This is a genomic window from Vitiosangium sp. GDMCC 1.1324 (genome assembly GCF_003044305.1).
Lineage (GTDB): Bacteria > Myxococcota > Myxococcia > Myxococcales > Myxococcaceae > Archangium.
The window spans coordinates 354,803-368,054 of sequence record NZ_PZOX01000007.1 but is presented as its reverse complement, the minus strand read 5'-3'; the positions used below and the strand labels follow the sequence as shown (position 1 = coordinate 368,054).

The following is a 13,252-nucleotide window of genomic DNA, read 5'->3' as shown; positions in this document are numbered from 1 at the left end:
TCCTAGGCCTGGGCCTGTTCGCGAGCCGTCGTGGGCTCGGTGTGACGGTGCGCCCGGGCCCGGGCCTCGGCCAGCAGGTCCTCCAGGTCCTCCTGCTTCATCGCCGCCTTCGCCATCACCGAGTCCGAGAAGCGGTAGAGCATCGTGGCCAGCTCCAGCAGCAGTGGGCGCAGGCGCTTGCCGAGGAACACCGTCGTGGCACCCGCGCCATAGCCGAGCAGGAATGAGGAGAGATCAAACTTCACGGAGACACCTCCAGCGGTTGGACAGCGAAAGAGCTCGCCAGCAGCGAGGGCAGCACCAGCCCCACCGCGAAGCCGCCCAGCGAGAGCAGCGAGGGCGTGGGCATGCCCAGTATCCGCCGCAGTGACGGCACGGTGAGCGCCGCGAACTGCAATGCCGCGCCTCCACCCACGAAGGCCGTGAAGCGCAGGTCCGCCCGGGTCTGGCTCGGCGAGCGCGCCCGCCCGGGTGCACGGCACACCGCCGCGTAGCCGAGCTGCGCCGCCGTGAGAGTCCCGAAGGCCAGGGGCGGGCCTCCCAGCATCCACCCCACCGCTCCCACTCCGGCCAGCAGCAGCCCATCGCGGAGGATGCTCCGGGTGATGGTGCCGGACAGCAGCGGCGCGTCCGGTGGCGCGGGCGGCCGGTCCAGGATGTCCGGGTCCCCTGGCTCCAGCGCCAGCGCGATGCCTGGCAGCGTGTCGGTGAGCAGGTTGAGCCACAGCAACTGCATGGGCGTCAGCGGCTCCGCCAGCCCCAACACCGCCGCGCCCACCACGAGCGTCATCTCCGAGAGATTGGTGGCGAAGAGAAAGCGCATGGCCCGGCGCAGGTTGTCCTGCACGATGCGGCCCTCGCCCACCGCGGCGATGATGGTGCGCAGGTCCTCGCTCGACATCACCGCGTCCGCCACCTGCCGCGTCAGGTCCGTGGCGCTCGCTCCCACCGCGATGCCCACGTCCGCCGCCTTGAGCGCCGGCGCGTCGTTGATGCCATCGCCCGCCATGGCCACCCGCTCGCCCCGCTCCCGCAGCGCTCTCACCAGCGCCACCTTGTGCTCCGGCGTCACGCGCGCCAGCACCGCCACCCGGTCCAGCGCCTTCACCAGCTCGCCGTCCGGCAGCGGCAACAGCCTGCGCAGCTCCGCCACGCCCAGCGCCGCGCCCTCGAGCCCCACCTCGCGGGCAATGGCCGCCGCCGTGCGCGGCTGGTCCCCCGTGAGGATGACCGTCCGGATGCCCGCGACGCGCGCCAGCCGGATCGAGTCCGCCGCGCCCTCTCGCAGCGTGTCCTTCAGTCCCACCAGGCCAATCAGCGTGTATCCATCCCGGGGCGGCGAACGTCCCGGCTCGATGCGCCGCCAGGCCAGCGCCAGCACCCGCAGGCCCCGATCCGCCAGCTCCTCGTTGCGGCGCAGCACCCGCTCCCGGCCGGCCGCGTCCAGCAGGCCATACAGGTCCCTCGCGCACAGCCCGAGCACCTGCTCCGGGGCCCCCTTCACGAAGGCCACCTCTCCGCCCTCTGGCGTGCCATGCAGGCTCACCACGTAGTTCACACCCTCGGAGCGCTCCCGCAGCTCGCGCCGGGGAAAGTCCCGCCGCAACTCGGCCCCATCCAGTCCCGCCGCGAGCGCCGAGGAGACGAGCGCCCGCTCGGTGGAGCTGCCGGACACCACCCACTGGGCTCCCTCGCGGTGCATGTCCACATCGCTGTTGAGCAGCACCGTGGCCAGCGCGAGCGTCGGCGCGTCCTCGAGCACCCGGTCTGGCTTCGCCTTCACCGAGCCCGGCTCCAGCGGCCCCCGCCCGAGGTCCATCACCTCCAGCCGCATCTGGTTGTACGTGAGCGTCCCCGTCTTGTCCGTGCAGATGACGGTGATGCCGCCCAGCGCCTCCGCCGAGGCCACCCGGCGCACCACCATGCCGCGCTGGTGCAGCCGCTGCATCGAGCGCACGAGCGCGGCCGTGGCCACCAACGGCAGGCCCTCGGGCAACGCGGCCACGCCCAGGGCCACCGCGCCGCGCAGCACCTGCCTCGGAGGCCGCCCCCGCAGCGCGCCCGCCACGCCCGCCAGCGCCGCCGCGCCCACGGCTCCCACCGCCACGCGCCGGTCCATCTGGGCCAACCGATTCGCAAGCGGATCCACCGGAGCCGCCGCCTCCTCCACCAGCGCGCGCACCCGCGCCAGCTCGGTGTTCCGACCCGTGGCCACCACCACCGCGCGCCCATGCCCGGTGGCCACCGTGGTGCCCGCGTACATCATCGAGGTCCGCTCGGCGAGCGGCGCGTCCTCGTCCACCGCCGCGGCCTGCTTGGGCTGCGGCTCGCTCTCACCGGTGAGTGGAGACTCGTCACTGGTGAGGCGGTGCGCGTCCAGCACGCGCACATCCGCGGGCAGCACGTCCCCCGCCCGGCACAGCAGCACGTCTCCCGGCACGAGTTCGGCCGTGGACACCGGGAGCAGCACACCACCCCGCAGCACCTGCACCTCGCCGGCCTCCAGTTTGCGCCACGAGGAGATCAGCTCCTGGTTGTGACTCTCGATGCGGTAGCCGATGCCCGCGTTGATGCCCACCACCACCAGGATGGCCGCGGTCTCCAGCAGGTCCCCCGTCAGCGCAGACACCGCCGCCGAGCCGAGCAACAGGCCCATGGGCACGTTGGCCACCTGCGAGCCGAGAATCGCCAAGCGCGAGCGCTGGCCCACCTCCTCCACCAGGTTGAGGCCATACCCGCGCAGCCGCTCCGCCGCCTCCTCGCGCGAGAGGCCTCCGGAGTCACTGCGCAGCAGCCCGAGCACCTCCACCGAGTCCAGGGCATGCCAGGGGCGCTGGGGCCGCCGCTCCGCCGCTCCCGGGAGAGCGCGCCGCTTCGGCTCCGGCGCACGCGAGGGCTCGGGCTGCTCCTTCAAGCGGCCCAGCAGCGGCGCTCCCGGCGCATACCGCACGAGCACACGGCCGCTGCGCGGCTCCGCCCTGGCCTCCTCCACCCCCGGCCACGTCTCGAGCGTCCGCTCCAGCCGCCGCCCCAGGTACTTGTTCCCCAGCAGGCCGGGCACCTCCAACCGCAACCGCCGCGCGGCGATGGCATGACGCGCCACCCGCGCCGGCTCCGGCTGCGAATCCATGAGGAACACGACCATTCCGCCGCCCCCGGCCCACCCATTCCGAGACCTCCTCTAGGTGGAGCCGCTCCCTCTACGGCGCAAGGTGTCACGGCCCGGGGTCCGCCCCCCGAGGACTGAGCGACCCTCTCCGGTCCACTTGCACCTGGGAGGACTCATGAATAGCGGCATCAGTGAGTCAGCGAGCGTCCGGACAGACGCTCGGCCACCGGTCTGCTCAAAACCCGAAACGAACCAGCCCCTGCTCGCACTGGGCCCCAGCAAGCGCTCCGGACTAGGTCCTCAGCGACAGGGCTTTCTGGACGGCCGCCTCCGCGTTGACGCGGCCAAAACCATACCACCGGCTATACGCGGCACCCCACACCCTGCGATCCACCGAGCCAAGCTGTCCCTGGCTGAGTGCCGCGCGTGCCACCGTCCATTCCCCCTTGTTGTGCTCACAATCCGGATCGATGACATCGGCGGTCTCACACAGGATCGTCTTGACCTCCATGGCTGAAAGCGCCGGGTTCGCCGCGATGACGAGGGCCGCCACCCCGGCCACCATCGGACAGGCCGCGGAGGTGTTCCCGTGGTAGTCGAAATGCGGACTCCCGAGAGACTCGTCACCTGCTCCCTGATTGCAGGTGCTGATGGGGCGGAGCCCGGAATCGTCGCTACCGGGCGCACAGACGGTGATCCCGGCCCCATAGCTGCAAGGGCCACTCTTCACCTCCGGTGCATCCTCCAGATTGAGCGTCGCCGAGACCAGGATGGCGCTCTCCGCGAACAGGACATCCTTCGGGGCCAACTCCTTTCCCTCATTTCCGGAGGAGAAGACAAACACCACGCCCAAATTCTCGCTCAGTTCCCTGAGCAGTCTTTGTAATTTAAGCGCCTTCTGGGCGGCGCCCTTGTTGGCTCTGAAATAGCCGGGTCCATAGCCCCAACTGCAACTGATGACCCGGGCTCCCATCTCGCAGAGCGTCGTGAACATCTTCTGATCGTCGGCGCTGTCGGGATGATACTGGGCGACAATGAGCGAGGTGTTGATTCCGCTATCCGGCTGCGCCACGCCTCCCAGGAAGCCACCCTCCGCAATCCCCCCGACCAGCCCAGCGGACAGGGTTCCGTGCGAGCTCCCCTTGTTCTTGACGGCCTTGCTCTTGGTTAGAAAGCTGTGGCTCGCTTTGATCACGGACCTCAGGTTCGGGTGATCGTCATCGCATCCATCATCCAGGATCGCGACCGTGACCGGTGGGGGCTCGGTGTACCGGTACCCGTTCTGTTCCGAACCCAGGTAGTAGGCCTTGACCAGCTCGCGCGCCTCCGCAACCTTCATCCGTTGCTGCCAGTCCATGTCTTCTCCTGTGGTTTCTGCTCCGTCTTCTCCTGTTGCAGAGCATGCGGAACGGCTGGAGTTGCGTGCAAGGTACGCACGACCTGGGCCAGCTCGGTGAACTGCCACTCCTTGAGCCGGCATACGCCAGGACCCGCGGCGGGGGTCGTCGCGGTGACCAGAGTCCGCCTCCGGCGCGGCGGCTGCTGTTCGTGTAGCAACCTCTAGCAACCTCCACCTGCTGCTCCACCCGTCCGTAGGGCACGCGGCACGAGACTCGCACTCCCACCCACACCGTGAAGTGCATGGGCACGCGAGGGCGCACTCCCCACGAAACCTGGCCCGGGATTCACGACTTCCTGAGTACGAGCAACGCGACGCAGCAGCCATCCTCCAACGAGGGGGAGCCCGATCTCTGCCAGGCAGGGGGAAAGCCGCTCGGGTTGCGGTAGATTGGGGACGTGCCGCGTTGTGTGACATGCGGGCAGCGTTGGGAGGGGACCCACGCGCACTGTCCCCGAGGAGCCACCCCGACCAACGCCCCCATCCCGGGGAGCGGCCGAATGGAGCCGTCGCTCGCCATCGCGGGCTACCACCTGGAGGACGAGGTGGCGCGCGGCGGCTTCGGCACGCTCTACTCCGCGAGGCGTGAGCATGACGGCCTGCGCGTGGCCATCAAGGTGGCCCATGCCGAGGTGCCCCTGGCGCGCACCCAGCTCACTCGCGAGGCCGAGGTGCTGCGCGTCATCGGCCCACCCACGGTGCCCTCCGTGCACGGCTCGGGGACGCTGCCCGATGGCTCCCCGTACCTCATCATGCAGTACGTCGCGCTGCCCACCCTGGCGCACCGTCTGGCGCAGCTGTCCGGCCCCATGCCCATGCCCGAGCTCACCTCGCGCGCACAGGCCCTGCTGGACGCGCTCACGGTGGTGCACGGCCACGGCTACCTGCACGGCGACCTCAAGCCGGAGAACGTCTTCCTCGACGACTCCGCGCGCTCCGCAGGCTTCTTCGACTTCGGCCTCGCGCGGCCCGTGAGCACGCAGCCCACCTCCTCCGCCGAGGAGCCCACGCCCCCCATCGGCGACTCCTTCGCCGGCACCGTCGAGTACATGTCCCCCGAGCAGTGCTCGGGCCAGCCCTTCCTGGACGTCCGCTCGGACATCTACTCCCTGGGTGTCCTCTTCTACGAGATGCTCACCGGCCGGCCGCCCTTCTTCGGCACCCCGGCCGATGTCATCCACGCGCACCTGGCGCGCCGGCCCCTGCGCCCCTCGGAGCACACCCCCGTGCCGGCGTCGCTCGAGCAGGTGGTACTGCGCTGCCTCGCCAAGGAGCGCGAGCGCCGCTACGACTCCGTGGCCCTCCTGAAGCTCGCGCTCCAGGAGGCGCTGGCCAGCACCGAGAAGCCTCCCACCCCGGTGTCCGCCCTGCTGCCCCCCCTGGAGAAACCCGCCGCCACGCCACCCGCCCCCGTGCGGCGCTCGGTGGCGGTGCTCTTCTTCCGCTCGGGCGCCAACCCCGTCACCGTGCAGAAGGCGCTCGCCAGTTTTGGCGGGCAGATGGCCTTCCACGAGGGCACGCGCTTCGCCGGCGCCTTCGACCCGGACGTGGGGGAGAACCCCGTGCAGCGCGCCCGGCAGGCCGCCGAGGGCCTCGCCGCGCAGAACCTGGCGTCCGCCTCGCTGGTGGACGTGGCCACGGTGACGGTGCAGCGCCGCCCCGGAGGCCCCGCGCGCTACCTCGGCCCCATCTTCTCCCGCAAGGACCGCTACCCCACGGATGAGGACCCCTCCACACTGCTGCTCACCACCGCGGCGGCGGAGGCCCTGCCGGACCTGCTCTGCGAGCCGCTCCCGGACCGGGACGGCATCTTCCGGCGCGCGCCCACCGCCACGGGGCGAGAGGACGTCACCATCCTCCAGCACGGCAGCGGGGTGCTGGTGGGCCGCGGCAGCGAGCTGGCCGAGCTGATGGAGAGCGCGGGCCTGGCTCTGGTGGAGGGCGCGCCCACGCTCGTCACCGTGCTGGGGGACCGGGGACACGGCAAGACGCACCTGAGCGCCGCCCTCCTGCAGCAGCTCCAGGTGGCCCTGCCCCACGCATGCGTCACCGCGTGGCGCGCCCGGGAGCCGGTGCAGGGCGATCCCGAGGGCACCCTGCGCATGCTGCTGCGCGGAGCGCTGTACGACTTCCGTGGTGGCTCCGAGCTGACGGGCTCCGACCACGAGGGCCGCGCCACCTGCTTCGAGCTGCTGGGACCGCAGCTGGCCGCCGAGCTGTGGCCCGGCGTGGCCTCCACGCTGGGGTGGCTCTCCCCGGGCGCCGCCGGGCTGCAGAACTGGGCCGCGGCACCAGGCGCGCTGCGCTCGCTGGCCATGCGCGCCGCCGGTGAGCTGCTGGCCGCGCGGGCCCGCCGCCGTCCCATGTGCCTCATCCTCGACGACGCCCAGTACGCCGAGGAGACGGCCCTGGACGCGCTCGAGTACGCCGCGCTCGCCGAGTCCCGCCTGCCCCTCTGGGTGTGCGTGCTGGCGCGCCCGGGCTTCGAGCGCCTGCGCCCCTCATGGGGTACGCGCGCCGCCCGTCGCCATGTGCTGCCGCTCGGCCCCCTGTCTCCTCTCAGCGCGGTGGAGCTGTGCCGCACCCTGCTGCGCCCCGCGGAGAACGTCCCCGCCGCCGCGCTCGAGCGGCTGACGGAGCGCGCCCAGCGCGTGCCCCTCTTCCTGGTGGAGCTGGTGCGCGGCCTCAAGCGCCAAGGCCTGGTGCGCCAGCGCGCCAGCGGAGGCAGCTGGTACCTGGCCACCGACGAGCTGGAGCGCATGCCGGAGCTGCGGCTGGTGGACTGGCTGGCGGATCGCGAGCTGGGCGCCCTGCCGGTGGAGCTGGCGGCCCACGCGAGGCTGTGCGCGCTGCTCGGCCCGGACTTCACCGCCGCCGAGGCCGAGGGCGTGGTGCACGCGCTGGAGGAGGACGGGGGCGCGGCGGACTTCCCGTTGGACCCGCGCCACGCCACGCGCCGGCTGTTGGACCTGGGCCTGCTGGTGAGCCACCGCCAGGAGGGCCTCAGCTTCCGCAACGAGCTGCTGCGCGCCACGGTGGAGCGCTCGCTGCCCGAAGCGGACCGGGTGCGCATCCACCGCGCCGCCTTCCGCCACTACCTGAGCGAGGCCGGTGCCTCCGAGCGCCAGCGCCTGCCCCGTCTGGCCCTGCACGCCGCCGCCGCGGGCCTGCGCGACGAGGCCGCCGCCCTCTACATCGACCTGGCCGAGTCCGCCCGCGGCCGCCACGCGTACATCGAGGCCGAGTCCACCTATACGCGCGCCCTGGAGCTGTTGGACCCGGAGGACCGGCGGCGCCGGTTCACCGTGCTCCGGGGGCGGGGCCTCATGCGCTACCGCGTGGGACGCTACGAGGACTCGCTGGCGGACTTCGCCGCGGCGCTCGAGCTGGCCCGGCAGCTGGGGGCGGTGAGCGACGAGGTGGATCTGATGCTGGACGAGGCCATGGCCTACGACTGGATCAACGACTACGCGCGCTCCGAGGAGCGGGTGTACGGGGCCCAGGAGCTGGTCTTCGCCGGGAAGCTGCAGTCGCAGCTCCTGCAGGTGCGGCTGCTACTGGGCCTGGGGCGCGCGCAGTTCCGCAACGGCCAGTGGGAGGAGTGCTGCGAGCCGCTGCAGGAGGCCATCGAGCGCGCCCGGAAGCTGGGGGATGCCGGCTACGAGTCGCGGGTGGTAGCGCAGCTGCTACTGGGGGTCATCCTGCCCAACATCGGCCGCATCAACGAGGCGGAGCGCCTCTTCGAGGAGGTCATCGCCGCATGCACCGAGCGCGGGGACCGGCTCCACCTGGGCAGCGCCATCTGCAACCGGCGCAACCTGTGGGTGGCGCGCAACGACTTCCACGGCGCGATGCTGGACCAGGAGCGCTTCATGCACCTGGGACGCGAGCTGGGAATGGTGGGCTGGGAGTACTTCGCCGAGCACAACATGGGAGAGCTGCTCTACCAGGCGGGGGAGGCGGAGGCAGCGGCCCCGCACATCGCCCGGGCCATCGAGCTGGAGCGGCGCCATCCGGAGATGGCCCACCGGCCGTGGGCGCTGCTGCTACAGGCGCGGGCCCTGGCCTATACCGGGCAGTATGAGCAGGCGCGCGAGCGGCTGATGGAGATCCGCCGGACGCTGGGACAGACCGGCGCGGAATTCACCCCCGCGGAGGAAGTCCTCTTCTCCGCCGTGGCCCTGCTCACCCGAGACGCCAGCACCGAGGAGTGGAACGCGCTGCTGGCCCGCTCCAACGAGTACTCGGTGGAGCAGGAGCCGCTGGAGGTGTTGGAGCTGCGGGGCCTGGCCTGGCTGCGGCGGGGCGAGCAGGAGGAGGCCGTGCGCATCCTGGAGGAGGCGCTGCGCCGGGCGGAGACGATCCCCAACGTCATGGGGGGTCGGCTGCAACGCAGCCTGGAGCGCGCACGCCTCAGCCCCGCCGCGTGAGGCCCGTGAGCCGCGCTCACCCCGGCGGATGGATGAGCCCAAACGAGAGCAGCGCCGCGATGAGCACGCCCATGAGGGACTCGGCGACGATGGCGCCCGCCCCCGCCGACTGGAGCGTCTGAGTAGAAGAGGGCCGGAGACGGGCCACGAGCACGGCGAGCAACGAGCCCAGACACAGCGTCACCGCATAGTAGGCCGGGACGACGAAGCCGATGCCCATGGCCGCCGCCGAGGGCAGCAGACGCGCCAGCCGTCCCCGCGAACCCACCGACAGCAGGATGCCCAGGGCGAAAGCCAGGCCGGTGGCCAGCGTGGACGAGGGCGGCATTCCACCCAGCCCATGCGAGGAGATCTCCGCCACGGCCTTGAACTGCAACCCCGTGGGCGCGGGCAGCGCCTGCGAGCCCACCCCGTACACGGACACCAACAGGGAGTAGGTGGGCACGGCCACGGCGGCCCCCAGCAGCAGCCCCGAGAGCTGGACGAGGAGCTGGCGGGAAGCATTCGCTCCCAACAGGCGCCCGGACTGGAGCGACCACAGACTCCCGCTGGTGTGCGACGCGGCGCCCGACACCACCGAGCCCGCCGCGATGTTGAGGCCGGGCTGCTCCGGCACCACCACGCCAAAGCCCACCTGCGCGAGCTGTCCCACGGTGCTGATGGGCGCGATGTCCGTCTGACCCGTCGCGCGGGCACATACCGCGCACAGCGGGAAGGCCAGCGTCAGCGCGAGCAGGAAGTGGAGCGGGCTCAGGTGGAAGGCGAGCCACCCCGTGGCCAGGGTGAGGAGGATGACCGGAGGCACCGCCCGGGCCACCCACCGGCCCGCCGTGGACTCCCAGCCTTCGCCATGGGCCCCGAGCCCCCGCAGGTCCCCCACCACGGCCGGGAGCGCGCGCACCTGCGAGGCGAGCGACGTAGCCGCCGCGCCCACCATCAGCCCCACACCGGGCCAGAGGAGCCAGCCCTGGAGGATCGGGAAGTCCGCGCTCGGGACGAGCCCCGTGCGCACCAGCCAGGGCGCCAACCCCACCCACGCCACCATCGAGCCCAGCAGCATGCTCAGCCCCGCCTGGGGGCCCATCAGCACGCCGATGCCCAGCATCATCGGATTCCATCCGAGGCCCAGCGCCAAGCTGTTCGCGCCGAGCCCGCCCACCCGCACCGTCGCGGGCAGCATCGAGGCCGACGGCACGAGCCCCCACGCATCCCGAAACCACGTGAGCACCGCGGACGCGAGGCCACTCACCCACAGGCCCCGGGCGCGCGCGGCATAGGCCGAGCCGGTGGAGTGCAGCGTGGAGATGAGCTCCGCGGTGGCGGCACCGGTGGGGAACAGCAGGGCCTCCTCCTCGAGCAGGCGCCGCCGCAGCGAGAAGGCGAACAACACCCCGAGCGCCCCCAGCCCCACGCCCCACAGCGCCACTGCCCCGGAGGATGGCGGCGAGCCCATGAGCGCGAGCGCGGGCATCGCGCCCAGCAGTCCCGCGCTGGCGGGCATCGCGCCCATGGAGACCGCGGCCGTCTGGGAGAGATTCGTCTCGAGCGGAGACAGCGGGGTGCCGCGCCGGGCGAGCGCGGACAGGCCTCCGAAGGCCAGCAGCGCGGACAAGAGGCACCCGGACTCCCAGAAGCCCGTCTTCAGCCCCATGTAGACGTTGGTGACGGCCAGCACCGAGCCGATGAGTCCTCCGGCCACCAGCGCGCGCACCGTCAGCTCGGTCTGCAAGGGCGACGCCGGGGGGACGGCATGGAGAGGCGGTGGGGAGCCGTCCGAAACCAGCTCGGAAGCCGCCGCGGTGCGTCCCGACGGCTCGTCGCTCATCACACGCCTCCCTGGAGGATGGCGACGGATGAGGCCGCGGACGGGGAGGCCGCGGGGGCGGGTGTCTGGGCGGAGCGGCCCACCAGCGCCCGGAGCTGCCGCAGGTCCAACGGCTTGCTGATCTTCGGGTTGGGCACCTCCTGCAGGAAGCTCAGCGCGCGGGGGGTGAAGGCCCCACCGGTCATGAACACCACACGCTGGGCCTGATCCGGCACCGAGCGGTTGAGCTCGGCGTACAGGTCCATGCCCGTCATCCCCGGCATCATCACGTCACAGAGGATGAGGTCGAAGCGGCTGCCCTGGTCCATCAACTTGAGCGCGGCCCGGGCACCATTCACGGTGGCCACCTCGTGCTCGGGCGACAACGAGCGCTGGAGCGCCCGCGTCACATAGGGCTCGTCGTCCACCACCAGGATGCGCGCTCGCCCCGGGGCGGGCGCGGGCACGGGCTCCGCCCGCACCTCCACGGGAGTCCCGGCTACCCCGAGGTGCACACGGAAGGTGCTCCCCTTGCCCGGTGCGCTCTCCACGGCGATGCGGCCGCCCATGGAGTCGATGATGCCGTGGCAGATGGACAGCCCCAGCCCGGTGCCCTCCCCCACCGGCTTGGTGGTGAAGAAGGGGTCGAAGATGCGCGCCTGCACCTCCGGCGTCATGCCCACGCCCGTGTCGCGCACCTCCACCACCACTTCGCCCGTGCCGCTCTCGCGGATGATGGCGCGAATCTCATGGTCCTTCGCATCCCCCTCGGGAATGGCGTGCGCCGCGTTGAGCAGCAGGTTGAGGAACACCTGGCACAGGCGCGACTCGTTGCCCTGCACCGAGGGCACGGGCTCGAACTGCGTCACCAGCCGGGCGCGGTGCTTGATGACGTTGTCCGCCATCTTGCACGCCAGCTCCACCGCCTTGCTCACCTCCACCGGTCCCAGCCGGTCCTCCTGCTGGCCGCGGGCGAACGTCTTCAAGTCCCTCACGATGGAGGCGATGCGCTCGGCCCCCTCCACCGTCTCGCGCACCACCTGGTGGAGCGGCTCCACGTCGTGCGCCACCGGCGACGTCCTCAGCCGCTCCAGCCCCTCGGACACGAGGTGCAGGTTGACGAGCATGTAGGCCAGCGGGTTGTTGATTTCATGGGCCACGCCCGCGCCCAGTGTGCCCACCGAGGCCAACCGGTCCGCCATCTGCAACCGCGCCTGCAGCAGGCGGCGCTCGGTGGTGTCCCGGTGCACCAGGATGTGGGCGATGGTCCGGCCCTCGGCGTCGCGCAGCGGCGCCACCACGGACTCGCAGTAGCACTGCGCACCATCGGGCCGCTTGAAGTCCATCTCCCCCGTCCACCGGCCCTGGCTCTCCAGCGCCGCGAGCACCTCGCCGGTGCGCTTGTCTTCCTCGCCCGGGTGCAGCAGCCCGAAGAGCGTCTGCCCGAGCGCCTCGGCCTTGCCCCGGCCGAACATCTTCTCCGCGCTCGCGTTCCAGTCGATGATGCGCCCGCCCCGGTCCGTGACCACGACTCCCTCGCACAGGCTCTCGAAGATGAGGGCCTGCCGGCGCAGCTCCTGCTCGGCCAGCTTGCGCTCGGTGATGTCCATCACCGTGCCGGTGATGCGCACGGGCGTCCCGGTCTCGTCGCACAGCACGTCGCCCTTGCACGACAGCCAGCGGCCCCGCGCCCCCGCCACCTCAATCCGGTACTCCACGTCCAGGTGGGCGCGCTGGGCCAGCGCCGTGGCCAGCGCCTCGCGCACGCGCTGCAGGTCTCCCGGATGCACCACCTCGGACAGGTCCGTGGGGCGCCCCGACAGCGAGCCCACCGGCAGGCTCAAGAGCCGGTCCACCTGCTCGGACCACGTCACCGCGCCGGTGACGGCATTCCAGTCCCAGATGCCCACGCGCGCCGCGCTCAGCGCCTGGCGCAGCTGCTCCTCCCCCTGCTCCACCAGCTCGCGCATGGAGAAGCGCAGCACCGTCACGGTCCCAATCTGGACCCGGTCCCCCTCGTGCAGCTCGGCGGACGCGATGCGCACCCCATTGACGTAGGTGCCATTGGTCGAGCCCAGATCGGCGATGTGGAAGCCGCCCTCGGCCGTGCGGGAGATTCGTGCGTGCCGGCGCGACACCCCGTGGTCATTGATTTGAAAGCCCGCGTCCACGCCTCGTCCGAGCACATGCTCCGGGGACTCGATGCGGAAGACCTTTCCGATCGCCGCCGGCGTCGTCGTGCTGGTGAGGATGAGGCACGCGCTCTCCGCGGAAGGGAGCGGGTTCGCCGGCCCTCCACACATCGTGAGGTCGTCCACCATCTTCATGGGCATACTCTTCCCGAGGGCAGGTGTTCGTCAGCCGTGGAAGTATCCAGCAGAGCCGGGGCCTGGAGCATCCCACCCTCCCGATGCCTTGCATGCCCATCCATCCAGCACTGGACACCTCGACCCGGGAGGGTAGCCCAAGTGCCCTCCGCTCGACAGAGGCCCCCCCCCCCCGCAGGAGCG

General features: G+C 71.7%; 6 protein-coding genes. 1 reads left to right on the top strand and 5 read right to left on the bottom strand.

Going from position 1 to position 13,252, the window contains the following annotated elements; all coding sequences use genetic code 11:
* Positions 1-2: 2 nt before the first annotated feature.
* From DAT35_RS22610 to DAT35_RS22600, 3 genes are all read right to left on the bottom strand, one after another.
* Entirely contained in the window at positions 3-245 is a 243-nt protein-coding gene (locus DAT35_RS22610; RefSeq protein WP_108069174.1) for a hypothetical protein, read from the bottom strand.
* The gene (locus DAT35_RS22605; RefSeq protein ID WP_108069173.1) at positions 242-3,145 is read right to left on the bottom strand and encodes a cation-transporting P-type ATPase; all 2,904 of its coding nucleotides are present in this window, start codon (positions 3,143-3,145) and stop codon (positions 242-244) included. The genes DAT35_RS22610 and DAT35_RS22605 overlap by 4 nt, the downstream gene beginning before the upstream one ends.
* A 256-nt stretch (positions 3,146-3,401) precedes the next feature.
* Positions 3,402-4,466: a S8 family serine peptidase gene (locus tag DAT35_RS22600; protein ID WP_158501831.1), complete on the bottom strand. Its 1,065-nt coding sequence runs from the start codon at positions 4,464-4,466 to the stop codon at positions 3,402-3,404.
* Between the two features lie 542 nt (positions 4,467-5,008).
* On the opposite strand from DAT35_RS22600, the gene DAT35_RS22595 reads away from it, so the two are divergent.
* Positions 5,009-8,938: a serine/threonine-protein kinase gene (locus DAT35_RS22595; RefSeq protein WP_108069171.1), complete on the top strand. Its 3,930-nt coding sequence runs from the start codon at positions 5,009-5,011 to the stop codon at positions 8,936-8,938.
* 16 nt (positions 8,939-8,954) lie between these two features.
* Here the strand turns inward: DAT35_RS22595 and DAT35_RS22590 are convergent, their stop codons facing one another.
* Together DAT35_RS22590 and DAT35_RS22585 are read right to left on the bottom strand one after the other, a co-directional pair.
* On the bottom strand, positions 8,955-10,763 hold the full coding sequence (locus DAT35_RS22590) for an OPT family oligopeptide transporter (RefSeq protein WP_108069170.1): 1,809 nt from the start codon (positions 10,761-10,763) through the stop codon (positions 8,955-8,957).
* Positions 10,763-13,075 carry an ATP-binding protein gene (locus DAT35_RS22585; protein WP_108069169.1) on the bottom strand — a complete coding sequence of 771 codons (2,313 nt, stop codon included), beginning with the start codon at positions 13,073-13,075 and terminating at the stop codon, positions 10,763-10,765. The genes DAT35_RS22590 and DAT35_RS22585 overlap by 1 nt, the downstream gene beginning before the upstream one ends.
* Positions 13,076-13,252 lie beyond the last annotated feature (177 nt).